The sequence below is a fragment of the Pseudomonas sp. JUb52 genome (genome assembly GCF_004341115.1).
GTDB classification, from domain to species: Bacteria; Pseudomonadota; Gammaproteobacteria; order Pseudomonadales; family Pseudomonadaceae; genus Chryseomonas; species Chryseomonas oryzihabitans.
On record NZ_SLYS01000008.1, the window covers coordinates 57,676 to 83,618 of the forward strand.

General features: G+C 67.8%; 21 protein-coding genes. 15 read left to right on the top strand and 6 right to left on the bottom strand.

Annotated features, from left to right (window positions below):
• Nucleotides 1-59: 59 nt before the first annotated feature.
• Nucleotides 60-1,439, top strand: a complete 1,380-nt coding sequence (locus tag EC839_RS14690; RefSeq protein WP_007162283.1) for a sodium:solute symporter — start codon at nt 60-62, stop codon at nt 1,437-1,439.
• Here the strand turns inward: EC839_RS14690 and EC839_RS14695 are convergent.
• Together EC839_RS14695 and EC839_RS14700 are read right to left on the bottom strand one after the other, a co-directional pair.
• The gene (locus EC839_RS14695) at nt 1,436-2,698 is read right to left on the bottom strand and encodes a cytochrome P450 (protein WP_007162282.1); all 1,263 of its coding nucleotides are present in this window, start codon (nt 2,696-2,698) and stop codon (nt 1,436-1,438) included. The two genes, EC839_RS14690 and EC839_RS14695, sit on opposite strands and share 4 nt — an antisense overlap.
• 109 nt (nt 2,699-2,807) lie before the next feature.
• Nucleotides 2,808-3,485 carry a DUF4396 domain-containing protein gene (locus tag EC839_RS14700; protein WP_007162281.1) on the bottom strand — a complete coding sequence of 226 codons (678 nt, stop codon included), beginning with the start codon at nt 3,483-3,485 and terminating at the stop codon, nt 2,808-2,810.
• A 166-nt stretch (nt 3,486-3,651) separates the two neighbouring features.
• Here EC839_RS14700 and EC839_RS14705 point away from each other — a divergent pair, with 166 nt between their 5' ends.
• The 8 genes from EC839_RS14705 (at nt 3,652) to EC839_RS14740 (ending at nt 15,135) form a co-directional block, all read left to right on the top strand.
• Nucleotides 3,652-4,914: a sodium:proton antiporter gene (locus tag EC839_RS14705; protein WP_007162280.1), complete on the top strand. Its 1,263-nt coding sequence runs from the start codon at nt 3,652-3,654 to the stop codon at nt 4,912-4,914.
• Nucleotides 4,915-5,024: 110 nt separating this feature from the next.
• A complete protein-coding gene (gene fdhF / locus EC839_RS14710) occupies nt 5,025-8,009 on the top strand; it encodes a formate dehydrogenase subunit alpha (protein WP_132832726.1) in 2,985 nt (994 codons plus the stop codon).
• Nucleotides 8,009-8,491 carry a DUF1641 domain-containing protein gene (locus tag EC839_RS14715; RefSeq protein WP_007162278.1) on the top strand — a complete coding sequence of 161 codons (483 nt, stop codon included), beginning with the start codon at nt 8,009-8,011 and terminating at the stop codon, nt 8,489-8,491. Before fdhF ends, EC839_RS14715 begins: the two co-directional genes overlap by 1 nt.
• Before the next feature lie 7 nt (nt 8,492-8,498).
• Nucleotides 8,499-9,878, top strand: coding sequence for a cytochrome ubiquinol oxidase subunit I (locus EC839_RS14720; protein ID WP_007162277.1), 1,380 nt, complete (start codon nt 8,499-8,501; stop codon nt 9,876-9,878).
• Nucleotides 9,878-10,873 carry a cytochrome d ubiquinol oxidase subunit II gene (gene cydB, locus EC839_RS14725; protein ID WP_007162276.1) on the top strand — a complete coding sequence of 332 codons (996 nt, stop codon included), beginning with the start codon at nt 9,878-9,880 and terminating at the stop codon, nt 10,871-10,873. The genes EC839_RS14720 and cydB overlap by 1 nt, the downstream gene beginning before the upstream one ends.
• A 159-nt stretch (nt 10,874-11,032) precedes the next feature.
• Complete coding sequence (locus EC839_RS14730) at nt 11,033-11,707, top strand: DUF2238 domain-containing protein (RefSeq protein WP_007162275.1); 675 nt, start codon at nt 11,033-11,035, stop codon at nt 11,705-11,707.
• Nucleotides 11,708-11,812: 105 nt separating this feature from the next.
• Complete coding sequence (locus EC839_RS14735; protein WP_007162274.1) at nt 11,813-12,772, top strand: carbohydrate kinase family protein; 960 nt, start codon at nt 11,813-11,815, stop codon at nt 12,770-12,772.
• Complete coding sequence (locus tag EC839_RS14740; protein ID WP_007162273.1) at nt 12,769-15,135, top strand: glycosyl hydrolase family 65 protein; 2,367 nt, start codon at nt 12,769-12,771, stop codon at nt 15,133-15,135. The genes EC839_RS14735 and EC839_RS14740 overlap by 4 nt, the downstream gene beginning before the upstream one ends.
• A gap of 50 nt (nt 15,136-15,185) precedes the next feature.
• Here the strand turns inward: EC839_RS14740 and EC839_RS14745 are convergent, their stop codons facing one another.
• Nucleotides 15,186-16,883 carry a dihydroxyacetone kinase family protein gene (locus EC839_RS14745; RefSeq protein WP_007162272.1) on the bottom strand — a complete coding sequence of 566 codons (1,698 nt, stop codon included), beginning with the start codon at nt 16,881-16,883 and terminating at the stop codon, nt 15,186-15,188.
• Nucleotides 16,884-16,992: 109 nt separating this feature from the next.
• Here EC839_RS14745 and EC839_RS14750 point away from each other — a divergent pair, with 109 nt between their 5' ends.
• From EC839_RS14750 to msrQ, 3 genes are all read left to right on the top strand, one after another.
• On the top strand, nt 16,993-19,239 hold the full coding sequence (locus EC839_RS14750) for a xanthine dehydrogenase family protein molybdopterin-binding subunit (RefSeq protein ID WP_007162271.1): 2,247 nt from the start codon (nt 16,993-16,995) through the stop codon (nt 19,237-19,239).
• Between the two features lie 123 nt (nt 19,240-19,362).
• The gene (gene msrP, locus EC839_RS14755) at nt 19,363-20,373 is read left to right on the top strand and encodes a protein-methionine-sulfoxide reductase catalytic subunit MsrP (RefSeq protein ID WP_007162270.1); all 1,011 of its coding nucleotides are present in this window, start codon (nt 19,363-19,365) and stop codon (nt 20,371-20,373) included.
• Nucleotides 20,373-20,981, top strand: coding sequence for a protein-methionine-sulfoxide reductase heme-binding subunit MsrQ (gene msrQ / locus EC839_RS14760; protein ID WP_007162269.1), 609 nt, complete (start codon nt 20,373-20,375; stop codon nt 20,979-20,981). Before msrP ends, msrQ begins: the two co-directional genes overlap by 1 nt.
• A 108-nt stretch (nt 20,982-21,089) precedes the next feature.
• Here the strand turns inward: msrQ and EC839_RS14765 are convergent, their stop codons facing one another.
• Both EC839_RS14765 and EC839_RS14770 read right to left on the bottom strand, forming a co-directional pair.
• Nucleotides 21,090-21,689 carry an START domain-containing protein gene (locus tag EC839_RS14765; protein ID WP_007162268.1) on the bottom strand — a complete coding sequence of 200 codons (600 nt, stop codon included), beginning with the start codon at nt 21,687-21,689 and terminating at the stop codon, nt 21,090-21,092.
• Between the two features lie 50 nt (nt 21,690-21,739).
• The gene (locus EC839_RS14770) at nt 21,740-21,994 is read right to left on the bottom strand and encodes a YkgJ family cysteine cluster protein (RefSeq protein ID WP_027597778.1); all 255 of its coding nucleotides are present in this window, start codon (nt 21,992-21,994) and stop codon (nt 21,740-21,742) included.
• A gap of 185 nt (nt 21,995-22,179) precedes the next feature.
• Between EC839_RS14770 and EC839_RS14775 the strand changes: the two genes are divergently transcribed.
• Nucleotides 22,180-22,731 (top strand): exonuclease domain-containing protein, encoded by a 552-nt coding sequence (locus tag EC839_RS14775; protein ID WP_007162266.1) that lies wholly within the window; start codon nt 22,180-22,182, stop codon nt 22,729-22,731.
• 82 nt (nt 22,732-22,813) lie between these two features.
• Nucleotides 22,814-23,095 carry a pyrimidine/purine nucleoside phosphorylase gene (locus EC839_RS14780; RefSeq protein WP_007162265.1) on the top strand — a complete coding sequence of 94 codons (282 nt, stop codon included), beginning with the start codon at nt 22,814-22,816 and terminating at the stop codon, nt 23,093-23,095.
• A 110-nt stretch (nt 23,096-23,205) separates the two neighbouring features.
• Here EC839_RS14780 and pdxB read toward each other — a convergent pair whose 3' ends face one another.
• Complete coding sequence (gene pdxB, locus EC839_RS14785; RefSeq protein WP_007162264.1) at nt 23,206-24,369, bottom strand: 4-phosphoerythronate dehydrogenase PdxB; 1,164 nt, start codon at nt 24,367-24,369, stop codon at nt 23,206-23,208.
• A gap of 130 nt (nt 24,370-24,499) precedes the next feature.
• Here pdxB and EC839_RS14790 point away from each other — a divergent pair, with 130 nt between their 5' ends.
• Nucleotides 24,500-25,861, top strand: coding sequence for an MATE family efflux transporter (locus EC839_RS14790; protein ID WP_007162263.1), 1,362 nt, complete (start codon nt 24,500-24,502; stop codon nt 25,859-25,861).
• The last annotated feature ends 82 nt before the right edge of the window (nt 25,862-25,943 follow it).

Below are 25,943 nucleotides of genomic sequence, written 5' to 3' on the forward strand. Positions count from 1 at the left end.
TGAACCCTGTCACGGGGTCGGTGCGCCCGGCCCTGTCTAGTCCTGCAAGAGACTCCGTCATGCTCCTGGATATTTCCGTCGTTCTGGCCTACGCCCTGGCCATGCTTCTGCTCGGCTGGTACGGCATGCGCCGCGCTCGCAATCAGGAAGAATTCCTCGTCGCCGGTCGCAACCTCGGCCCGGCCTGCTACCTGGGCACCATGGCCGCCACGGTGCTGGGTGGCGCCGCCACCGTGGGCACCGTACGCCTGGGCTACGTCCACGGGCTGTCCGGCTTCTGGCTGTGCGCCATGCTGGGTGGTGGCATCCTGGTGCTCAATCTCTTCCTCGCCAAACCCCTGCTGAAGTTGCGCATCTACACCGTGACCCAGGTGCTGGAACGGCGCTATACGCCCCTGGCCCGGCAGGCCAGCGCCGCCATCATGTTCGTCTATGCGCTGATGCTGAGCGTGGTCTCGGTGCTGGCCATGGGCACGGTGATCCAGGTGCTGTTCGAGCTGCCTTTCTGGAGCGCCATCCTGCTCGGTGGCAGCGTGGTGGTGATCTATTCCAGCATCGGCGGCATGTGGTCCCTGACGCTGACCGACATCGTCCAGTTCGTCATCAAGACCGCAGGCCTGATGTTCGTGCTGCTGCCGATCTGCCTGACCCGGGTCGGTGGCTGGGATGCCCTTGTGGCCAAGCTGCCGGCCAGCGCCTTCGCCCTGACCACCCTCGGCTACGACACCATCTTCACCTACTTCCTGATCTACTTCTTCGGCATCCTCATCGGCCAGGACATCTGGCAGCGGGTCTTCACCGCGCGCAGCGAAGGCGTGGCGCGCGTGGCGGGCAGCCTGGCCGGCGTCTATTGCGTGATCTACGGCCTGGTGGGCGCACTGATCGGCATGTGCGCCCGGGTGCTGCTGCCGGATCTCGCCGACGCCAACAACGCCTTCGCCGCCATCGTCCGCAGCGCCCTGCCGGACGGCATCCGCGGCCTGGTGATCGCCGCTGCCCTGGCCGCCATGATGTCCACCGCCAGTGCTGGTCTGCTAGCCGCGTCCACCACCCTGACCGAAGACCTGCTGCCGCGACTGCGCGGCGGCCGGGCCTCGACCCTGGGCATGGCCCGGTTGTTCACCCTGCTCACCGGTCTCGCCGTGCTCGCCATCGCGCTGCTGGTCAATGACGTCATCGGCGCCCTGACCTTGGCCTACAACCTGCTGGTCGGTGGCATCCTGGTGCCGCTGCTGGGGGCCATCCTCTGGCCGCGCGCCACCACAGCGGGTGCCCTGGCCAGCATGCTGCTGGGTTCCGGCGCGGCCATCGTCTTCATGCTCAAGGACGGCCTGGAGGCCAATACGCCGATCTATTTCAGCCTCGGCCTGAGCCTGGTCAGCTTCGTGGTGGTGAGTCTGCTCACGGCGCGCTCCCAGGTGGCGGCGCGGGCCGCCTAGCTGACCGAACTGCGCGTCCGCTGCACCGCCTGAACCTCGCTCAGGATCAGGCCGCTGGCCGGGCGCATCGGCATCCGCGCCAGGTCGATGCGCAGGTCCTGGGTCGGTACCTGGTAGGTCATGTCCTGCAGCAGCAGGCGCAGGGCGGAGGTCATGAGCTCCAGGGCGATGCCTTCGCCCGGACAGCGGTGCTGGTGGGCCACCTCACCGCCGCCCTGGGGTACGAAGGCGGCTTCAGGAGCATTTTCCGTGAGAAAGCGCGTGGGATCGAACACCTCTGGACGCTCCCAGCTGCGCGGATCGCGATTGGTGCCATAGAGATCCAGCAAGACGCGCGTGCCCCGGGGAAAGTCGACCCCGTGCCACTCGAAGGTCTCTCGCACCCTCGCCACGGTGAAGGGAAAGAAGGCGTAGAAGCGTCGTACCTCCTGGGCAAAGGGTACCCGGGCGGCGGGATCGGCTCTCAGCCGTTCGCGCCAGGCCGGCTGCTTGTACAACGCCAGGGCGGCGAAGGTGGAAAAGCGTGCCACGGCCACCGTCGGCCGCAAGACATTGAGCAGCTCCACCGCCGCCACCCGCGGCGACAACAGCTCGCCGTCGATGTCCCGGTGGGTGGCGATCAATGCCAGGGCGCTGCCGGCCGGTGCCGGCTGCCGGCGCGCCTGCTCGATCTGGCCACCCAGCCAGAGCTCCAGCCGCCGCCGCGCCCGGCGGGCGCCCAGATTGTTCAGGCCGACACTGCCGGCCCCCTCGATCAGGGCGACCAGTTCGGTGCAACGCCGTGCCTCTTCGCCCTTGGCCAGGACGACGCCGGCCCAGTCGCACACTGCGCGCGTATAGAGGCGATGCAATACGTCCAGCAGGACGATCTCGCCTTGGGCCTGCCAGGTGGGCAGCCTGGCGCGCCATTCCTGCTCGACCCGCGCGATCAGCGCCTCTACCCGTGCAGGCTGGGTGACCTCGACAAAGAGTGCCTTGCGCTGGCGATGGGCCGCACCGTCCAGGCCCTGGACGCCGCCTTCGCCAAACAGTGTCCGGCGCAACTGTCGAGGCGCAGCCGCTACCCGGGTGAAACGTTCTTCGCGATAGAAGAGCTCCACTGCGGCCGGGCCGCGCAGGCACAGGGTGGACTGCAACAGCAGGCGTGTGGCGAAGACATCGCTATCCAGCCGCTCACAGCGATTGCTGATGAAGGCGTAGCCTTCGCGCAACAGCGCCAGGCTGGAATCGAGGCGCCCATAGCGAGGAACGAAAGACATGTTGGTGCTCCGGAGCCCTGGTGATGTCATGGGCTTGGGACCCGCGGCAAGCAGTGCCAGTGCCTCCGCTGCGCTTGGAAAAACCCGGGCATCCACGATCAAGGCAGCGCTACATGGCTTCCTTGACCCCTCGCTGGATGAGCCAGGCATTCACCGGACAGCTGATGACGAAGCCGACATACATGGCGAGCTGCATCATGAACCAGAACACCGGCTCGCTCTTGGGCAGCGCCGCTTCGGAAAACAGCCCGAACACACATAGCGCCATCCAGCCATACATGCCGATCTGCCAGGCCAATAAGGAAAGGGTATCGGCCTTGACCGCCGCCTTGAGTCCCTGCCACCGCGACAGCTTGCGCATGGGTTTGATGCTGAAGTACTGGAAGACGATGCCCAGCAGGAACGCCAGCACGAAATCCACTGCCCAGGTCCCGAATACGCGCTGACCGAAAAGGCTCACAGGTACCGCGATCACCAGGGTTTCCGCGAGGAGATCGCCCAGGGTACAGCCGCTACCGCAGTGACTGGCACCGAGCATCACGCTCTGATGGAAGGGCCGCTGACCATGGGAGTGATGCGCCGCCGCGCCGCTGGACGCGCGACCGATTCGCCGATAGAGCCACAGCCCCGGGAGGCCTGCCCAGAGCATGGTCAAGGGCCAGACCGCATTCATGACGGCCATGGGCTGGGGGCGGCGATACAGGTCGATCAGTACCCAGAGGGTACAGAGGACGGCCAGACTCAGCGACAGGATGGCCAGCGTGTGCAGCCAGGCAGGAACGGACATCGTTGGCGGCTCGGGTGGCGAAAGGTTTTCAGCCGACCACGCGCAAGCGGCGGGAGTTCGGCCCGCGCGCCCTGCTCCCCTCCGCGCGACGCGACCCAGGCGATGCAACCTCTGGGCACGGCCAGGGGTCGCTGAATAAGGTGCACCCCGGCTCTGGACTCCTTCGATGCTCGATCTCGCCGCTGGCTTCGTCTCTCTCACCGCCCTGCTCGCCTTCGTCAATCGGCGCTTCGTCGGCCTGCCACCCACCATTGGCGTCATGGTCATCGCGCTGGTCTGCTCGCTCCTGCTGCACGGTCTGACCCTACTGGGCCTGCCGGGACTGGAGCAGCGCATCCAGACCGCCATGGCGCGAGTCGACTTCGATCGGCTGCTGCTCGATTGTCTGCTGTCCTTCTTGCTGTTCGCCGGCGCCATGAACCTCGACTTCGCCGACATCCGCAAGCGCGCCTGGGCGATCGGACTGCTGGCGACGGCGGGGGTGGCCATTTCCATCCTTGGCATCGGCCTGACCACCTGGTGGCTGCTGCAGCAACTGGACCTGGACGTGAGCCTGGTATGGTGCCTGGTGTTCGGCGCCATCGTCGCGCCGACCGATCCGGTAGCGGTGCTGGGAATCCTGAAATCCGCAGGCGCCCCCAAATCGCTGGAGACCACCATCGTCGGTGAATCCCTGTTCAACGATGGCATGGCGGTAGTGGCCTTCACCCTGCTGGTCGGCACGCTGGGCAGCGAAGCTCCACCTGCCCTGGGCGAGACGCTCTGGCTGCTGTTCGAGGAAATCGGCGGCGGCCTGCTGCTGGGCGCGCTGCTGGGTGCTCTGGCCTATCGCCTGATGAACTCCATCGATGACTATCAGGTGGAGGTGCTGCTTACCGTAGCCCTGGTGCTCGGGGGCTACACCTGGTCCACGCATCTGGAAGTCTCGGGGCCGATCGCCATGACGGTGGCCGGTCTGATCGTAGGCAATCTCGTGCGCGAACGTGCCTTGTCCGATCGCACGCGCAAGCATCTGGACAGTTTCTGGACCCTGATCGACGAATTTCTCAATGCCCTGCTGTTCGTGCTCATGGGGCTGGAACTGGTACTGGTTCCCTTCGAGTGGCGCTATGTGCCGCTGGCGCTCGCGCTGGTAGCGGTCATCCTTGGGGTGCGGCTGGCCACCGTGGGGCCGCCCTTGGCGCTGATCGGCTTCTGGAAGCGCGAGCTGCCGCCCGGGGCGGCCCGCATTCTGACCTGGGGCGGCTTGCGTGGCGGCGTTTCGGTGGCCCTGGTACTGGCCCTGCCAGCCGGCGAAGAGCGCGATCTGCTCCTCAACCTGACCTATCTGGTGGTGCTTTTCTCGGTACTCGTTCAGGGACTGACGATCGGTCGTCTGGTGCAGCGCACCTGTCGAACGGCGCCACCGGCGCACGCAGGGCGGGACTGAAAAATACTGTCCGCTTCGCCCGAACGGTCGCCGTACAGGGGACGTCCCTTCCCTAGAGTCCGTGGCGGCCCCGGTCGACCGCGCAACTGCCGACCAACCGGATCCCTGCCATGCCTGCGCCGTCGAGCTGCACCCTCTTCTACGATGATCGCCCGCTCGAAGGGCCCGTCGATCTGCCCCTGGTGGACTTTCTCGCCGCCCACGACATCCACCTGCCCCATGTGTGCTATCACCGTGCCCTGGGCGCACTGCAGACCTGCGACGTCTGCTGGGTGGAGGTGGACGGCGAACTGGTGCGCGGCTGCACTCTCCGCAGCCAGGATGGCCTGCGTATCGGCAGCCAGGCCGAACGCGCCGAAGCGGCCCGCCACGAGGGCATGGACCGCATCCTCGCCAAGCACGAGCTGTATTGCACGGTCTGCGAGCACAACACCGGCGACTGCACCCTGCACAACACCGTGGCCGATCTCAAGATGCCGATCCAGCGCTACGCCTACCAGCGCAAGCCCTACGCCAAGGATCATTCCAACCCCTTCTACACCTACGACCCCGATCAATGCATTCTCTGCGGACGCTGCGTGGAGGCTTGCCAGAACGTCGAGGTCAACGAGACCCTGAGCATCGACTTCAGCCAGGAACATCCGCGGGTGCTGTGGGACGGCGGCGAGCGCATCGAAGGCTCCAGTTGCGTGAGCTGTGGCCATTGCGTCACGGTCTGCCCCTGCAACGCCCTGCTGGAAAAGACCATGCAGCCCGACGCCGGCCCTTTCACCGCCATGCCCGAGGACCTCAAACGCCCCCTGATCGACGCCATCAAGACCGTCGAGAGGACCATAGGCGCACCCCCGATCACCGGGGTTTCGGTTATGGACATGCACTGGCGCCAGCCGGAGATCCGGCGCACCAAGACGGTCTGCACCTACTGTGGGGTTGGCTGCAGCTTCGAGATATGGACGCGGGACCGCCACATCCTCAAGGTTCAGCCGGTGGTGGACGCGCCCGTCAATGGCATCTCCACCTGCATCAAGGGCAAGTTCGCCTGGGATTTCGTCAACGACCCCCAGCGCCTGACCATGCCGCTGATCCGCGAGGGTGACCGGTTTCGAGAGGCAAGCTGGGACGAAGCCCTGGATCTGGTGGCCCGGCGACTGCTGGAGATTCGCGATCGCCATGGGCCGGACAGCCTGGGCTTCATAGGATCGAGCAAAGCCAGCAACGAGGAGGCGTACCTCACGCAGAAAATCGCCCGGCTGATCATCGGTACCAACAGCGTCGACAACTCCTCTCGCTATTGCCAGAACCCTGCCACCCAGGGGCTGTTCCGTACCGTGGGCTATGGCGGCGATGCCGGCACCCTGGCTGACCTGGAGCAGGCCCAGCTGGTGATTCTGGTGGGCAGCAACCTGGCCGAGAACCATCCGGTGTTCGCCTCCAAGCTCAAGGCCGCTCAGAAGCATGGCGGTCAGCGGCTGCTGGTGGTAGATCCGCGGCGCCATGAAATGGCCGAACGTGCCGATCTGTTCCTACGGATCCGACCTGGTACCGACCTGGTCTGGGCCTCGGCCATGGCGCGCTATCAGTTCGATCACGGCCTGGCGGACGAATCCTTCCTCGCCGAGCGCGTCGCGGGGGTCGAGGAGTATCGTCGCTCCCTGGCGCCCTTCACTCTGGACTTCGCCGAACAGGTGACCGGCATTCCGCACGACCAGCTGGTGGAGGCGGCGGAGCTCATCGGTCGTTCCGGCGCCGTATGCCTGTGCTGGGCCATGGGCATCACGCAGCACAGTCATGGCGCGGACACCAGCACGGCCCTTTCCAATCTGCTGCTGGTGACCGGCAACTATGGCCGTCCCGGCACCGGTGGCTATCCCATGCGCGGCCACAACAACGTGCAGGGCACCAGCGACTTCGGGTGTCTGAAGAACCAGTATCCCGGCTATGAAAAAGTCACGGATCCGGCGGCCCGCGCCAGATGGGCGAAGGCCTGGGGCGTCACGCCGGAGCAGCTGTCCGATCGCGTCGGCCAGGACAATTTCCTGATGGTGCAGGATGCCGCCGAGCGCAAGGTCCGGGCGATGTACGTGATCGGCGAGGAAACGGCCTTCTCCGATGCCGACAGCCATAACGTCCACGCCGCCTTCACCCGGCTCGATTTCCTGGTGGTCCAGGACATCTTTCTGAGCCGCACGGCCGAGTTCGCCGACGTGGTTCTACCCGGGTGCCCGAGCGTGGAAAAGGAGGGCACCTTCGTCAACACCGAGCGGCGTATCCAGCGCTTCTATGAGGTGCTTCCCCCCCTGGGCGACAGCCGGCCGGACTGGCGCATCCTTACCGATCTCGCGGCCCGCATGGGCCATGACTGGGGTTACAGCCATCCCAGTCAGATCATGGACGAGGTAGCCGGTATCGCCGGCCTCTTCGCCGGGGTCAGCTACGAGCGCCTCGAGGGCTGGAATTCACAACTCTGGCCGGTCGACGCCAGCGGGGTGAGCACGCCGCTGCTCTACACCGACCGCTTTCATACCGAGGACGGGCGCGCCACCCTCTACCCGGTGGACTGGCAGCCACCGGTCGAAGACGTGGACGCCGAATACGACCTGCTGCTGGACAACGGCCGGATGCTCGAACACTTCCAGAGCATGAACCAGACCGACAAGGGCCGGCGCGTAACCGAACTCTCGCCCCACTGGTTCGTCGAGATCAGTCCGACGCTTGCCCAGGAGCGGGGACTGGAAGAAGGCAGCTGGGTGCGCCTGAGCTCCAGGCGAGGCCAGGTGGAGGTGCCCGTGGTGATCACCGACCGGGTCGCCGGCGAGGTGCTGTTCATGCCCATCCACCAGGGCAAGCCGGGGCTCAACGCCCTGACCGGGGAACATCACGATCCCGACGTCAATACCCCTGCCTACAAGGAAACCGCGGTGCGCCTGGAGCGCCTCGGGCGCGCGCCGCTGCCGCATCCGTTGCCGCAAGAAAACTTCCGCCACGGCCGGCGGACGCCCCTGGAGGGCGTCCCGGCACAACTCGTCGAGGTGAAGTGGGCCCGGGACGACTATGCCCCACCCCTGCAGCCCGCCCCCCATCCGGAGCGCTTCTGATGGCCGAACGCATCACTCATAAGGTGACCCCGCCCAAGCTCGGGCCCGATGCCCGCGAAGAGCTGGAGCGGCTACTGCAGACCCTTCACGAGCACGGCATGCTGCGCTTCGCCAATGATCTGGTAGCGGCCAACACCCAGGTCGCCAAGGTGCTGGTCGACGGTCTGAACAAGCCTGGCTCGTTGAATGTCATCCAGAATTTGTCGGTGCTGGCCATGGCGCTGTCGACGATACCGCCCGGTCAGTTCTATACCCTGGCGTTCTCGCTCAGGGATGGGCTGCAAGCCGTCACGGCCGCTCGCCAGGCACCCGCAACCAAGGAAGCACCGGGCGTGACCGGGGCCTTCCGGCTGTTGCAGGATGAAGATCTCTGGCGAGCGCTGGTCCCTCTGCTGGAGGGTCTAAAGGCCTTCGCCACCGGACTCGATCAGCCGGTGGATCGCCCCATCTCGGCGTTCACCGGCAAGCCCAGCGACGCCTAGGCCGGGCATGGAAACCTCTGACCCCGCCCTGCTGGCGGCCCGCGCCCAGTTCGCCATCGCCATCGGCTTCCATATCGTGCTCGCGGCCTTCTCCATCGGCCTGGCCAATTTTCTGCTGGCGCTGGAAGTGCTGTGGCGGTGGCGCCGGGAACAGACCTACCTGGATCTCTATCGCTTCTGGCTGAAGATCTTCGCGCTGAACGTGGCCGTAGGGACCGCTTCGGGGCTAATCATGGAATACCAGTTCGGCATGAACTGGGCGGGGCTGGCCACCAAGGCTGGCGCGGTCATCGGCCCGCTGATGTTCTACGAGGTGATGGTCGCCTTTTTCCTCGAGGCGGGCTTTCTCGGCATCATGCTGTTCGGCCTGAACAAGGTCGGTCCGCGCCTGCATCTGCTGGCCACCGCCCTGGTGGCCCTGGGCTCGTTGCTCAGTGCCTTCTGGATCCTGTCGGCCAACTCCTGGATGCATTCCCCAGCGGGTTTTCATCTCGGTGCGGAGGGTCATTTCCTGCCCGCGGACTGGTGGGCTATCGTCTTCAATCCGTCCTTTCCCTATCGCTTCGTGCACATGACTCTGGCCGCCTTCATCGGCACCGCGACCCTGGTGGCGGCCGCCGGTGCCTGGCATCTGCTGCGCGAACCCGACAATTCCCACGCGCGCATCCACTACTCCATGGCGCTCTGGGCCCTGGCGCTGCTGATGCCTTTGCAGATCCTCGCTGGCGATCTGCACGGCGAGAAGACCCTGGAGCTGCAGCCGCAAAAGGTGGCGGCCATGGAGGGTAGCTGGGATCGCCCGGCCCCAGGCGCGGGCGAACCCCTGCGGCTGTTCGCCTTGCCCAGCCAGAGCGAGCGGCGCAACAGTTTCGAGGTGGCCATCCCCCACCTTGGGTCCCTCTATCTACGCCATGACTGGACCGGCACCATCCGCGGTCTGAACGAATTCCCGCCGGGCGACATTCCGCCTGTGGCCGTCGTCTTCTTCGCCTTTCGCATCATGGTGGGCCTGGGTCTGCTGATGGCGGTTCAGGGTCTGGCGGGTCTGGTGCTGCGTATCCGCGGCAGGCTCTACCAGGCTCGCTGGCTGCAGCGCGCCAGCCTGATCATGGCTCCCGCCGGCTTTCTCGCCATGCTGTCTGGCTGGGTGGTGACGGAGGTCGGCCGCCAGCCCTTTACCGTCTACGGACTGCTCCGCACGGAGGAAAGCCGCTCGCCGGTCGACCTCGGTTTCGTCCTCGGCTCGACCGCCGTCATCCTATTGGTCTATCTGGCGGTATTCGGCATCGGCCTGCGCTACCTGCTGCGTGCCATGGCCCAGGCCCCAAGGTACCAGGAACGCGGGCCGGAACCGGAGCTGGCCAACGATACAGGGGCCGAGCGCTGATGCCTGCCGACTGGCTGGTGCTGCTGTCGGCGGCCGCGCTGGCCTTCGCCGTGCTCTGCTACATCGTCCTGGATGGCACCGACCTCGGCGTGGGGATGCTGTTCGCTTGCAATCCACAGCCGGAACACCGGCACGTGATGGCCTTTTCCATCCTGCCGATCTGGGACGGCAACGAAACCTGGCTGGTACTGGGTGGGGGTGGTCTGCTGGCGCTGTTTCCGGTGGCCTACGGTCTGCTGCTGCCAGCCCTCTACCTGCCCTTGGTGCTGATGTTCCTGGCTCTGGTGGTGCGCGCGGTCGCTCTGGAATACCGGGACCGGGCTGAAACGCCACGCCGCCAGCGGCTGTTCGATCTTGCCCTGTTCGCCGGCTCCTTGCTGGCTTCCCTATCCCAGGGCAGCGTGCTGGGCGTCCTGGTCCAAGGCGTACCCCAGCTCAATGGCCACTACCGCGGCCAGGGCTGGGAATGGCTCAGTCCCTTCGCCCTCTATTGCGGCCTGGCCCTGGCGGTAGGTTATCTCTGGTTGGGTGCCTGCTGGTTGTACTGGCGTAGCGAAGGCGACCTGCACCAACGCGCCCGGCGTCAGGCGCTGTGGTTCGGCGCTGCGACCGTGTTGCTGTTGGCCGGGGTATTGACCTGGACGCTGCTACAGGACCTGCGTTACGCGCAGCGTCTGGCCCGGCCGGAGGTGGCCGGAAGTCTGGCCACCTCCGCACTGTTGCTGACGGCGCTATTCGTGCTGAGTTTTCGCACCCGGCGCCACTACCTGCCGCTGTTCCTTGCCCTGGGCCTGTTCGTACAGGCCTACGCAGCCCTGATCCTGGCGCTTTATCCGCTGATCGTACCCCCGCATCTCACCCTGACCGCGGCCGCTTCTCCACCGGCAAGTCAAGGCTTCATGCTGGCGGGCTTCGCCGTGCTGGTCCCTTTCACCCTCGCCTATAGCACCTACGGCTTCTGGATCTTCCGCGGCAAGATCCGCCCACGGCGTTGATCGCCGCGCAATCGTCTGGCCAGCGGTACTCTTCGGGCAGACGCCCGGCGGGAAGGCAACGACCGCTGCGCTCGAACATCCGGGCGGCTTCTCCTGTCCACTGCAGGCACTTCAGGCGCGCCCACGCCCGGCCCTACCCCTTCCGACCGAGAGTTTCGTTTGCCGCCAGATACCCTTGCGCACTCCGCCGGCAACGGCAAGCCTGCCGACGTCCTGCATCTCGCCTTGCTGGTGACCTTCCTGCTGATCACCCTGGCACTGGGTTGGCAGCCACTGGATCGCACCACCTGGATCATGGAAAACCTGTTGGTGGCGTTACTGCTGGCGGCGCTGCTGGCCAGCTACCGCAGATTCCGGCTCTCGCGTGCCGCCGCCGTGGCGCTCTGCGTCTTTCTCACGCTGCACGAGATCGGCGCCCACTACAGCTACGCCAAGGTCCCTTACGACGCGGGCTGGATGCGGCTGACCGGTCAGAGTCTGGACGAAGCCCTGGGTTTCGAGCGCAACCAGTTCGACCGCCTGGTCCACTTCGCCTACGGGCTGCTGCTCGCTCGCCCCTGGCGCGAGGTGGTCGTCGTGGTGACCGGCCTGCAGGGCTGGCGCGCCTCCTATCTGGCGCTGGAATTCGTTCTGGCTTCTTCGGCCGCTTACGAACTCATGGAATGGATTGGCGGGGACTATCTCCATGGCGCCGACATCGTCGGTGCCCAGGACGACTTCTGGGATGCGCAAAAGGATATGGCGCTGGCCACCTTGGGGGCCCTGCTGTCGCTGACGACACGTCGAAGAAAGCAGGGCGCGGCGACCGGAAAGACGGGTTCCAGAACTCGATGACCTCGGCGCCGCAGGCGGTAGCCGCGACTACCACGATATTCGGCAGCGAACCCGGGGCGCCGCTCGCGGGTCGGTGACAGTACCCCCAGAGAGAGGTCATCTCCCGTGGCTACCCTGCTTTCCCTAGGCAGCATCAATGCCGACTTCCAGGTCCGCACCACCCAAAACCTGGACAGCGCCGAGACGCTGCTGGCCGACGACTTCCATCGGCGCCCCGGTGGCAAGGCCGCCAATACCGCCTATCTCGCCGCCCGCTTCGGCCACCAGAGCCTGCTTCTAGGGCGGGTGGGCGACGATGAGCTGGCCGAGCAGGCTCTGCAGCCCCTGCGTCGCGCCGGCGTGGAGCTGGCCGGAGTGACAGCCGCCCCCGACTCCGCCACCGCCGTCTCGATGATCCTGGTGCCACCCAGCGGCAAGAAGCGCATCGTGCTTGCCAACAATGCCAATGACCTCTGGGACGAGGGGGCGCGGCAGGTTTTGCAGGAGCGACTGACGACCGCACCCGCCGACGCCATGCTGGTACTGGACTGCGAGATTCCCAGCGCGATCGTCCACCAGGCCATCGCGACAGCAGCCGACCGCGGACTCGCCGTGGTGGTCGATCCCTCCTTTCCCGAACGCCTGCCTGCGGAACTGGCGGGCCGGATCACGGCGCTGACGCCCAACGAGGAAGAAGCCGCCGGGTTGCTCGACGAGCGATTCGACGATCTACCCAGCCTGGGCCGCGCCGCGCGTCGTCTGCAGTCTAGGGGTACCCCGCTGGTCTGCATCAAGCTGGCGGATGGCGGCTGCGTCCTGGCGGAGGGCGAGCGGCTTTGGCACCTGGCACCGGAATCGGTGGAGCCGCTGGACTCGACCGGCGCCGGCGACGCCTTCACCGCGGTTTTCGCCATCGGTCTGCTGGAGGGGCGCACACCGCAGGAGGCCGCCACTTGGGCCACAGCGGCGGCGAGCATCGCCGTGACCGGCGCCGGCTCCCAGGAGGCCTACGGCGACCGCAGCGAGGTGCTGGCCCGTGCCGCGCGCCTGGCCGGACGCTGGCGGAGGCTGGAGGTCGGGCCATGAGCGAAGCCGATCCGCTCGGCTTCGAGGGCTTCGAACCCCGTGACGAACGTCGCCGCGAGGCGCTCTTCACCCTTGCCAACGGCCATCTGTCACTGCGCGGCTCGGCGCCGGAGCTGTCGGTCTTGGAGGACGACGGTACCTGCTATCCAGGGCTCTACCGCGCCGGCTGGTACGATCGCTCGCCGCGCCGGGTCGTCGATACCGAGGCGCACCTTTCGGCGCTGATCCGCCTGCCCGACCCCCTGGGCCTGAACCTGGGCAGCACCGAGCGCTGGCACGACCCCCGAGCGCGGCCGCCGCGCGACTATCGCTGCCTTCTCGACCTGCAGACCGGCTGCCTGAGTCGCTATTTCGAAGTGGCCATCGACGACCTGGTGGTAAGCGTCAGCGAGCAGCGCTTCGTCAGCGCCGCCGACCCGCAGCTCATCGTCCTGCGCTGGACCCTGCGCAGTCTCGGAGCCGCTGCCGCCCTGCGACTGCGCGCCACCCTCGATGCCGGAGTGACCAATGGCCTGATCGAGCGCAATGCCGCCTACGAAGGCCGACGCCTGACTACCCTGCAACGGCTGACCAGCGCCACGGGCGCCGCCGTCCGGGTCGCTCCGCAGTGCGGCCAGGGCGAGGCCAGCGTGGCGACCCTGCTGCTGAGCGATCAGCCGCTGGCCTGGCGGGCCAGCCTGCAGGGGGAACGGCTGCAGCACGATGCTGGCGTCTTCCTGATGTCAGGCCAGGGGCTCACGCTGGAGAAGCGCATCCGGGTCTCGGGCGGCCCCTCGGCGGAGGGAGTCGACTGCGAGGCGGCGCTGGCCCGCCTCGCAGCCCAGGCAACGACGACCTTCGCCGAGCTGCAGCAAGCGCATGCCGCCGTCTGGCGCACGCGCTGGTCAGGACTGCAACTGAAGACCGCGCCCTCGCTCCAGCGCAAGCTGGAATTTGGTGCCTTCCATCTGCTGCAGACGGTCGATCATCAGGGCGAAAGCGACCAGGGTCTGCCGCCCCGTGGCTGGCAGGAGGGCTATTTCGGTCAGATCTTCTGGGACGAGATCTTCGCCCTGCCCTGGCTCGTCAGCCACTTTCCCGAGGCGGCACGCGGCCTGCTGAACTACCGTCATCGCCGCCTGGACCAGGCTCGCGAGCGGGCGCGCCGCCACGGCTGGCGCGGCGCGCTCTTTCCGTGGCGCAGCGGCGCGGACGGCGCCGAGGAGACGCCGCCCTACCAGTATTTTCCTTTGTCGGGTCATTGGATACGGGACCATACCCACCTGCAGCACCACCTGGGCATGGCGGTGGCCTATAACGCCTGGCAGTACTATCTCGCCACCGGCGACCTGGCGTTTCTCGGCGGCGTGGGCGGCGATCTGATCCTGGAGGTGGCGCGCTGCTGCGCGAGCCAGGCACGCTTCGACGAGAACCTCCAGCGCTATCGCATCCGCGGCGTCATCGGGCCGGACGAATATCACAACGCCTATCCCGGAGCCGCCACGCCGGGGCTCGACGACAACGCCTACACCACCCTGTTGGCGGCCTGGACCCTGGAGTGTGCGAGACGGGTACTCGACCTGCTGCCAGCCCCGCGGGCGCACGCCCTGGGCGAGCGCCTGGGGCTGGAAACCACGGAGCCCCGCCAGTGGGCCAGCATCGCCAGCGCCCTATACCTGCCGTTTCGCGAGGATGGCGTGCTCGACCAGTTCAGCGGCTTCGGCGACCTGCTGCCGGCGCCGCCCGCCTGGCTGGCAGACGGCGGCAGCCCGCGCCTGGACTGGTGGCTGGAAGCTCGGGGCGACAGCTGTGACCGCTACCAGCTCAGCAAGCAGGCCGATACCCTGACCGCGCTGCACCTGCTTCCTCCCACGGAACTGCAGCGTCTGCTCCGCCGCCTGGGCTATCGGCTGGCCCCTACTGCCGAGCGCCGGACGCTGGACTATCATCTGGCGCGCCTGAGCCACGAGTCGAGCCTGTCGAAGACGGTCTGCGCCGGGGCTCTGGCAGCCTATGACACGGACGCCTCCTGGGCCTTCTTCGGCGATTGCCTGGATACTGACTTGGGAGCCGCCGCCGACAGCGGCGTACGGGAAGGCGTGCATCTGGCTGCCATGGCCGGCGTACTGGACGTGCTCCAGCGCCACTACCTGGGCCTGTGGCCGACGCCCGATGGCCTGCGGGTGCAACCGGCACCGCCTCCGGCGCTGCCCGCTACCCGCCTGCAACTCCGCTACCAAGGCAGTCAGCTTCAGGTCAGCTGGGAGCCGCCGCGTCTCGCCGTGCGGCTGGCGGATCCTGAGGCTGCCCCCATCAGGCTGCTGACCGAAGAAGGCCACTTCGAACTGAGCGGAACCAAGAGCTGGACCTGGCAGCGGCAATAGCCGGCAGCCAAGCATCGCCGTGCACCGCCCGGTGCCGTGGCGGAACGGCCTTAGGCCTCGATCACCGGCCTCAGCGCCTCCAGCCAGCAGGCCACCGCGACGGCGCCGCCATCGGGAATGCCGCGGGCGCGCTCGCCCAGGTAGCTGGCACGGCCCTGGGCCGGCAGCATCCTGGCGGTGGCCTCGGCACCCTGGCGGGCGGCGGCAAAGGCCGCGGCAAAGGCCTGCGTCGGGCTGGTACCCGCCTGGGCACCGGCCAGCAGGGCATCCGCGGCCGGGCGCAAGGCATCGAGCATGGTGCGCTGGCCGGGCTGGGCACCACCGAGCTCGGCCAGGGCCTGCACACCCCCGTCGAACGCCTCGGCCCACTGCGCAAGGGTCGGACGCTCCACCCCATCCAGCAGTTGAGCGGCGCGAACCAGGGCGCAGGCGTAGAAGGGTCCGGAGCTGCCGCCGATGGCCCGGCGCAGTGCCTGACCGGTGGCGGCCAGGGCGCTGGCCGGGGTGTACCAGGCACTGGCGGGCAAGGCGCGCATGGCTTCGGCGCCCCGCGCCAGGCTGGTGCCCAGGTCGCCGTCACCGGCGCGACTGTCGAGATCGGTGAGGCGGGCTTCGTTGGCCAGCAGGCTGGCGATCACGGCACCTGCCGCCGTCTGCAGACGCTCTGCCAGGGGCCCGGGGGTGCGGGGGACCGTTTCGGCTGCCGCCGCAGGTGCGGGCAACAGGGTGGGCGCAGTCGGGACCCGGCCGTCATCCGGCCAGGCCCGCGCCTGGGTCGGCGCATCGAGCAGTGCAAGGCGCGCCTCGTCTACCGGCAGCAGCGACAGCGAACAGCCAGGCATGTCCAGGGCGCTGAGAAAGGTGCCGGTCCAGGCACGCTCCACCACCAGACCTCGCTGGCGCAGCTGACTCAATGCCGCCCGCGCCACCAGGGCGAGTTCCAGCGGTGGCGTCGCGCCCAGACCATTGACCAGCAGCGCCAGGCGCGTGCCCCTGGCATAGCCGCCATCTTCGATGAGGGTATCCAGCAGCCGCGCCACGGTGGCGTCGGCACCCAGCCGGGGGCCGCGCTCGACGCCCTGCTCGCCATGGATGCCGAGGCCCCATTCCACCTCGTCGTCCGCCAGCTGGAACCCCGGGTGCCCCACCGCCGGCACCGTGCAGGCGCCCAGAGCGACGCCCATGCTGCGCAACTCGGCGCTCGCGGCGCGGGCCAGGGCGGCCACCTCGGCCAGCGACCGTCCAGCGGCGGCGGCCGCGCCAGCCAGCTTGTGGATCAGCACGGTACCCGCGATGCCCCGGCGCTTTTCCGGCGCCACGGTATGGCGCAGGGCGGCGTCGTCCGCTACCAGCGCCACCTCGACCGGAATGCCTTCACTGCGCGCCAGTTCGGCGGCCAGGCCGAAGTTGAGGCGGTCGCCGGTATAGTTCTTGACCACCAGCAGCGCGCCGGCAGGACCGGCCGCGGCCCGGATGGCGGCCAGCACGGCATCCACGCTGGGTGAGGTGAAGACGTCACCGGCCACTGCGGCGGTCAGCATGCCCTCGCCCACATAGCCGGCATGGGCCGGTTCGTGGCCGCTGCCGCCGCCGGAAATCACCGCCACCGGGCGAACGCCGGCAGCGGTCAGGGGCTGGCGCAGGATGACCTGTTCCTCGGCCAGCAAGGCCAGGCCGGGATCCAGGCTGACGAGACCTTCGAGCAGTTCGCGAACCACCAGGGTGGGGCTATTGATCAGCTTCTTCATCGGGGACTCCTGAGGGCGAGAGGTCGCCGCAGTATGGCACGCGACCAGTGGCGCGAACGGTGCGCGGCCCGGGGCAGTCTGCCGAAAGGCAACCTACCGGAGCCCGTCCATGCCCTCTGCCCCTCACCGTCTGGAAAGCCTGGCCAAGGTCACAGGCGCCGCCCGCTACAGCGCCGATCTATCCCACAGCGAGGTCGTGGGACAGCCGGCTCATGCCGCTCTGGTACAGAGCGATCGGGCACAGGGGCGCGTCCAGCGCTTGCGAGTAGAGGCCGCCGAACAGGCACCCGGCGTGCTGCTAGTCATGACGCACCTGAACGCCCCGCGCCTGCAGCCGATCACCACCCTGCCCGGCGGCGAGCTGGGACGTTTTCTGCCCCTACAGGACGACCGCCTCCAGTACAGCGGCCAGGTCATCGCGGTGGTGGTGGCCGAGCGAGCGGATCAGGCCGAGTTCGCTGCCCAGTTGATCGAGGTGGAATACAGTGCGGAGCCTAGGGAGCAGGACTTCGATTTCACCCGGCAGCCCGCCGAATATCCGGAGATGGTCGGCGCTGGCGAGCCGGCGATCACCGAGCGGGGCCAGCCCGATGCCGCCTGGACGGTGGCGCAGGAGCGCCTGGACCTGGAGTACGGCACCCAACCCCAGCACCACAACGCCCTGGAGCCCGGCGCGGCGCTGGCCGCCTGGGACCCCCAGGGCCGGCTGGTGGTGGATGCCGGCACCCAGTTCACCTATGGCGATGCCTACGCCCTGGCACAGGCCTTCGATCTCGGCGTCAGCCAGGACTTTCCCGCGGTCATGCGCGCCGGTCGTGCCGAGGCGGATTTCTCCACCCGTATTCGCTTTCGCTCGCCACTGGTGGGCGGCGGCTTTGGCGGCAAGAAGGGCAATGCCCATCCGCTGCTCGCAGCCATGGCCGCCAAGCTCGCCGACCGCCCGGTGAAGCTGGTGCTCAGTCGGCGCCAGACCTTTTCGCTGATGCCCTTTCGCGGTGCTACGCGCCAACGGTTGCGCCTGGGCGGCAATCGGGACGGCCAATTGAGCGTGCTGCTGCAGGACGCCCTGATCCAGAATGCCCATACCTCCAACTTCATCGAACCCGTAGGCGAGATGACGCCCAAGCTCTATGCCTGTCCGCACCTGCGTACCCGTCATGCCACCGCACGGCTCGCCCTCAATGCGCCGAGTTGGCTGCGCGCCCCTGGCGTGGCGGTCAGCCAGTTCGCGGTGGAAAGTGCCCTGGACGAATGGGCCCATCACCTGCGTCTGGATCCGCTGGAAGTACGGCTGCGCAACCATGCCGAGGTGGAGCCCCAGAGCGGCAACGCCTGGTCGAGCAAGAGCCTGCGCCAGTGCTATGCGGCCGGTGCCGCCGCCATTGGCTGGGCGGACCGTGATCCCGGCATCGGTGCCATGCGTGATGGCGACCTGCTGATCGGCTACGGCATGGCGACCGCGGTCTACCACGTCGCCCAGATGGCGGCGTCGGCGCGCATCCGACTGCAGGCGGACGGCACGGCGGACGTGGAAAGCGCGACCCACGAACTGGGCCAGGGCAGCTGGACGGCGCTGAGTCAACTGGCTGCCGAAGCCCTCGGCTTGCCCCTGGAGCACGTTCGCCTGCACGGCGGCGACACTGACCTGCCCTATAGCTCCCTGACCGCCAGCTCCTCCACCACCCTCAGTCTGGGTGCGGCCATCCAGGCGGCCGCCGACCACCTGCGCCAGCGCCTGGTGGCGCTGATCGGCATCCCTTCGGCTGGTAGCGACTGGCGACTCGCGGAGGGTGCCCTGGTCAGCGTTACCAACCCCGAGCAACGCCATGGCCTGGCTGAATTGCTGGGCCAGCACGGCCTCGCGGAGCTGAGCGCCGAAGCCAGCACCGCCGATCAGTTGGCGCAACGTCCTGCCCTAGGCCGTGCCGCCTTCGGCGCCCAATTCGCCGAGGTGGCAGTGGATCCGCACCTGGGCACGGTGCGGGTGCGCCGGTTGGTGGGGGCCTTCGCCGGCGGCCGTATCGTCAATCGCCGCCTGGCGCAGAATCAGCTGGAAGGCGGCATGCTCTGGGGCCTCGGCCAGGCGTTGCTGGAGCAGAGTCGCCTGGACCTGACCCAGGGGCGCTGGATGAACGCCGATCTGGCCGAAGCCCTGGTCGCCACCCAGGCCGACGTGCCCGCGCTGCAGGCCCTGTTGCTGGACGAGGATGACCGCTGCGGGCATCCCCTGGGCATCAAGGGTCTCGGTGAAATCGGCGTGGTAGGCGTCGCCCCGGCCATCGCCAATGCGGTGTTCCATGCCACCGGCATCCGCGTGCGGCAACTGCCCATCACCCTGGACAAGCTGCTCGGCTGAACGAAACGATCTTCCGCCCGACCGGGACGGCAGGCTATCGTTGGCCCGGGAAGCTTTTCACGACCGGGATGTCTCACGCTGTTAGCCAGCCGCGCTCCTGCGCGCTCCCCGTCGAGGTCCGTCATGCCGATCAAGATCGTTCCACGCTCTGCCTGTCGTGGGTCGGAGATCACCCCCGAAGCCGTCTACCTGTCCCGGCGCCAGCTGCTCGGTGCCAGCGGCGCCCTGCTCGCCGGCGCCGCCCTGCCCGGCTGGGCGCTGGGCGCCGCCTCCAGCTACGGCGACGTCGAAGCCGCCAAGGGTCCGGACTGGTTCGAGCGCAAGCTGCCGGATACCCGCTGGCAGGCGGCCACGGTCAAGGGCGAGGATATCACCCCCTTCAAGGACGCTACCCACTACAACAACTTCTATGAATTCGGCCCGGACAAGAGCGATCCCGCGGCCCATGCCGCGCAGTTGCCGACCCAGCCCTGGAGCGTGGTGGTCGATGGCGAGGTGGGCAAGCCCGGCACCTACGGCCTGGAAGACCTCTTCGGCCCGGACACCCTGGAAGAGCGCATCTACCGCATGAGGTGCGTCGAGGCCTGGTCCATGGTCATTCCCTGGCTGGGCTTTCCGCTGGCCAGCCTGCTCAAGCGCGTCGAGCCCACCGGCAAGGCGCGCTACGTGAGGTTCGAGACGCTCAAGGATCCGCAGCACATGCCCGGCATGAATTCCAGCTTCGCCCTGCTGGACTGGCCCTATGTGGAAGGCCTGCGCCTGGATGAGGCCATGCATCCGCTGACGCTGATGACGGTGGGCATGTACGGGCGGGTGCTGCCCAACCAGAATGGCGCGCCGCTGCGCCTGATCGTGCCCTGGAAATACGGCTTCAAGGGCATCAAGTCCATCGTCCGCATCAGCCTGGTGGAAGAGCAGCCACGCACCACCTGGCAGGGCATGGCGCCCAACGAATACGGCTTCTATGCCAACGTCAATCCGGAAGTGGATCATCCGCGCTGGAGCCAGGCCCGCGAACGGCGCCTGCCCAGCGGCCTGTTCAGCCCCAACGTGCGACCGACCCTGATGTTCAACGGCTATGGCGAGGAAGTGGCTTCGCTCTACAGCGGCATGGATCTGCGGAGAAACTATTGATGGGTGTACTGCTCTGGCGGCTGGCGGTGTTCGTCGCCGCGCTCTGCCCGCCGCTGTGGTGGCTGTACCAGGCCTGGATCTTCGCCCTCGGCCCGGACCCGGGCAAGGCATTGGTGGACAAGCTGGGGACCGGCGCCCTGGTGCTGCTGTTGCTGACCCTTAGTCTGACCCCGCTGTCGCGCCTCACCCGCTGGAAGCTCTGGCCGGTGATCCGCCGCCAGCTCGGGCTGTGGACCTTCACCTATGCGCTGCTGCACTTCCTCGGCTACCTGGCCTTCGTGCTGGGCTTCGACCTGTCGCAGCTGGGCGTGGAATTGCAGCGCCGGCCCTACATCATCGTCGGGGCCGCGGCCCTGCTGATCCTGCTGGCCCTGGCCGTCACCTCCAATCGCCCGGCCATGCGCCGCCTGGGCAAGCGCTGGAAGGAGCTGCATCGGCTGGCGTACCTGGTATTGGGCCTGGGGCTGCTGCACTACCTCTGGATCGTGCGTTCGGACCTGGAAGAGTGGGCAATCTACGCCACCATCGGCGCCGCGCTGCTGGCCTTCCGGCTGGTGGATGGCTGGCGTCGCAAGAGACGCAGCCATCCGGCAACCCCTGTGCGCTGATTACGGCTGTCGAAGTACCGAGGTGAACCCTGTCCGCTTCGACAGCCTAGGGGTGGTATTGAGCAGACCTGGCGCCGGTGGGTCAGGCCTTTGCCCGAAGGCGGTCGATCAGCGCTGCGCAGCCTGGCGCAGGCCCTTCAGGGTGTTGAGCGGGGCATCCACCACGAAGCTGTTGGCCAGCCAGGACGGCACGCTGCCACCCGGCTCGCTCTGCGCCTCGTAGGTCACTTCCGAGCCGCCGTTCTTCGGCACCACGCGCCATTGACCCTGGAAGCTGGCGACCCGTACATAGCCGTCGGCGGCAGGCCGATAGTCCGGCTGGCCTTCGAGGGTGCGGGTAAAGCCGCCATCGGGGGTCTTCTGCTCGGTGATGTGCAGCACCACGTCACGGGCGGTCACCGGCCAGGGCATGTCGATGCGCATATAGGTCCAGGCCTGGTTGTCCTGGCGCTTGAGCACCTGCAGCGACTGGCAGCGGAAGATCCACTTGCAGGAACCCACGGGGTCGTCCTGCAGCTTGGCGATGGTGGCCGGATCGGCCTTGATCTGGACCACGCCGCGGTAGGCCTTGTACTTGGAGCCGGCGACCGCGCGGGTATAGACCTGGATGCCGTCTTCCTGCTTGGCGAGTTGCCAGTCCTCGGCCTGGGCCAGGCCGGTGGCTGCGAGCAGGGTCAGGGCAAGGATGGAGCGAAGCGGCTTGTGCATGGGACGTCCCTTGTTGTTGTGGTTGTCGGAGAGCGCAATTCAAAACCGGATCAGGCGGCCGTTTCACCTTCGAGGCGCAGCAGGATGGCCATGGCTTCGGCGCTGCTGGTGCCACAGAACGCCAGCTCGGCCTGGAAGCCGCCGCACACCGCCGGGCGCAGCGGCGAGCCGAACAGGTCGCAGCGGTTGGTGCTGTCCAGGTGGGCGCAGCGCACGCCGGAGGGCTTGCCCTGGGGCATGCGTGGCAGCGGTGAGGAGATCGATGGCGCGATGCAACAGGCGCCACAACCCGGACGGCACTCCATGGGTGAAACTCGCTGATAAAGAGGTTTCAAGCTTAAGAGCAAGGCTGGGGCCTCACAAGCGAATCGTGACCAGATGTCGCTATCGAGTCATGAATGTAACATTCAATCGCACCTCGCCACGCAACCCCGCGGCCTTTCCACCGTCTTATCTGCGACGATCGAGGCGGCTCCCCGAGGGCGTGACGATGAAGCATTGGCTGGTGCTGGACCTGGAAGCGACCACCGACGAAGGCGGCTGGCCCCTGGAGTTGATGGAAATCATCGAGATCGGTGCGGTGATGGTGGACGCCGAAGGCCAGGAGCTCGGTCGCTATCAGAGCTTCGTCCAGCCCCGGCGGCTGCCGCTGCTGACGCCCTTCTGCCGCGACCTCACCCATATCAGCCAGGCCGACGTCGATGGCGCCGAGCCACTGGAGAGCACCTGGCCGGCGTTCGAGGCCTGGCTAGGCGCCTATGAGACCACCCTCGCCGGCTGGTGCAGTTGGGGCGATTTCGACCGCCGCCTGCTGGAACGCGCCTGGCGCGAACACGACCTGCATACCCACCTGGCCCGGGTGCCGCATCGCAATCTCAAGCAGGCCTTCGCCAAGGCCCGTGGCCTGGCGCGCCCGTTGGGACTCACCGCCGCCCTGGAATCGGCGGGACTGGCCTTTACCGGGGTGCTGCACCGCGCCGAGACCGACGCCCGCAACACCGCCAAGCTGTTGCCCGCCAGCCTGCCGGCCTTCGCGCGCTAGCCTTGTCTGGAGCGGTGACAGTGGGCCTCGGCCTTGGGCATACTCGCCGACGGTCCCAACCGCTTTCGCACAAGGAAATCCGATGTTCAAGGTCAACGAATACTTCGACGGCACCGTCAAATCCATCGCCTTCAGCCTCAAGTCCAAGCCCGCCACCCTGGGCGTCATGGCCCCCGGCGAATATGAATTCGGCACCAGCCAGCTGGAAGTCATGCACGTGGTGGCCGGCGCCCTGACCGTCAAGCTGCCGGGCAGCGAGACCTGGGAAACCTTCGCCTCAGGCAGCCAGTTCACCGTGCCGGCCAATGCCAAGTTCCAGATCAAGGTCGCGGAAGACACCGCCTACCTCTGCGAATACCACTAAGTCCGGGGGAGCCGTGCGGCTCCCGCGCCTCAGGCTCCCGTCATTCGGCCGTCCGGGCCTGCTGGCGGGAGGCCGCTACCCCGCCTGAACGCTTGCGCCTCGCCTCGGTCCTAAGCGACACCGCCGCTTTCGGAGCCGTCGCCATGTCGCCAGCTGCAGCCCAGGGCCCTCGCCAGCCGAGCCACGCCCGCCCCATCGAGCATCAGCCCCGGAATCTCCCGACGCATGGGATAGCCCTTGCGCAGGGCGTCGAACGCCTGGGCGCGCGCCACGGCCGGCAAGCCGAAGGTCGCGCGTAGCGCCGCATCGTCGTCACGCGGATCATAGACCGCGCGGCAGACCCGCCTGAACGCAGTCGCCTCGGGCGTATCCCCGCTGAACACCAGGCGCTCCAGCTGCTGGGGCGGCAGCAGATCATCCAGACTCAGCCGCGGTGTCTCCCCGCTCCAGGCGCAGAAGGCCTCGTAGATTTGCGCCGTGCCGCGCCACTTGCCTTCCAGGCTGTGCCCGGCGATATGGGGCGTCACCAACTGGCACAGGCGGGCCAGTTCAGGATCGATGCTCGGCTCGCCTTCCCATACATCCAGCGCCACCCTGAGCTCGGCGCCACCGGCCAGATGCGACCGCAGCGCGGCGTTATCGACCACCTCGCCGCGGCAGGCATTGAGCAGCCAGGTCCCCGGGCGCAGGCTGGCCAGGCGGGCGGCATCGAACAGGTGCAGGGTGCGCTGCTCGCCGTCCCGGATCAGCGGGGTATGCAGACAGAGCACGTCGCAGCGCTCGAGCAATTCGTCGAGACTGTGGAAGTCACCCCCCTCCGCGGCCTGGCGGGGCGGATCGCAGACCAGCACCGTCCAGCCCAGTCCGCGCAGCACCTCGGCCAGGCGGCCACCGACCTGACCGGCGCCGACGATGCCATAGGTGCGCTGGGCGAGGTCCGCCCCCGCACCGTCGGCCAGCGCCAGCAGGGCGCCGAGCACCCAGTCCACCACGCCACGGGCGTTGCAGCCTGGCGCATTGCTCCAGCGGATGCCGGCCTGGTCGAGATAGCCCAGGTCCAGGTGATCGGTGCCTATGGTGCAGGTGCCGACGAAGCCGACCCTGGACCCGTCCAGCAGCGCCGCGTCGACACGGGTGATGGAGCGCACCAGCAGCGCATCGGCGCGACCTACGGCGGCGCGATCAAAGGCGCGGCCGGGCAGGCGCTCGAGGGTGGCGTGGGGACCGAAGAAGGCGTCCAGCAGCGGAATGTTTTCGTCGGCGAGAATGTGCATGCCTGGGCACTCGCAAGGGCGGGGACCGGCACTTTAGCAGGCCGTCGGCGGCAGGCAACGGTCGCCGCGAGGGTTGCCACCCGGGCCATGAGGACTAGACTATCGGCCCCGAAGCTGACCGAACGATCAAGTGACCTCCTCCCTGCCCCGCATCAGACGTGAATTCGGCGCCCTGCTCTCCCTGGCCGCGCCCATCGTCATCGCCCAGCTCTCCCATTCGGCCATGGGCTTCGTCGACGCCGTCATGGCCGGCCGGGTCGGCCCGCTCGACCTCGCTGCCGTCGCCCTGGGCAACTCCGTATGGATTCCGGTGTTCCTGCTGATGACCGGCATCCTGCTGGCGACCACGCCCAAGGTGGCCGAGCGCCACGGCGGCGGCCGCAGCCAGGAGATCGGTCCGCTGGTGCGCCAGGCGCTGTGGCTGGCCCTGGGTTGTGGCCTCATCGCCAGCCTGCTGCTGCTCAACGCCCGCCCGCTGCTGGTGGCCATGCATGTCGACGCCCAGTTGATCGGGCCGACCCTGCTCTATCTCAAGGGCATCGCCATGGGCCTGCCCGCCACGGCCTTCTACTATGTGCTGCGCTGCTTCAGCGACGGCCTCGGGCGTACCCGCCCGGCCATGCTGGTAGGGCTCGCCGGCCTGGCGCTGAACGTGCCGCTGAACTGGATCTTCATCTACGGCCACCTCGGCATGCCGGCGCTGGGCGGCGCCGGCTGCGGCTTCGCCTCCGGTACGGTGATGTGGGCGATGCTGCTGGCCATGCTGGCGATCATCCGCACCGAGCGCTATCGCCCCTGCGCCCTTTTCGCCCGCTTCGAGCGGCCCCATGGGCCGACGCTGCGCGCCCTGCTGGCCATCGGCGTGCCCATCGGCATCGCGATTTTCGCCGAATCCAGCATCTTTTCCGTGGTGGCCCTGCTGATCGGCGAACTGGGTCCGACCGTGGTCGCCGGGCACCAGGTGGCGCTCAACTTCTCCGGGCTGGTGTTCATGGTGCCCCTGGCGCTGGGCATGGCGGTGACGGTGCGGGTCGGTCAGGCACTGGGGCGCGGCGAGCCGCGCGAGGCGCGCTTTTCCGCCGGGGTCGGCATGGCCGCCGGGCTGCTCTGCGCCTGCGTTTCCTGCACCCTGATGCTGACCGCGCGCACGGCGATCGCCGGGCTCTATTCCCAGGACCTGGCGGTGATCCAGCTGGCGGCCTCGCTGCTGGTGTTCGCCGGCATCTTCCAGTTCTCCGATGCCATCCAGGTGACCGCCGCCGGCGCCTTGCGTGGTTACCAGGACACCCGCGCGACCATGATCATCACCCTGCTGGCCTACTGGGGCGTGGGCCTGCCGGTGGGCTGGGCGCTGGGCCTGAGCGACTGGTTCGGTGCCCCGCGGGGTCCCGCCGGCCTGTGGCAGGGGCTGGTGCTGGGCCTGACCTGCGCGGCCATCCTGCTGTCGGTGCGGCTGGCCCGCAGCGCCCGTCGACGCATCCACAGCGCCTAGCGCGCTGCCCTTGCTACACTGGCGCCCTCGCCCCGGCCGGCTGTCCTGCCGACCGGGACGGGCGTTTCCCTCTTTCGCGAGC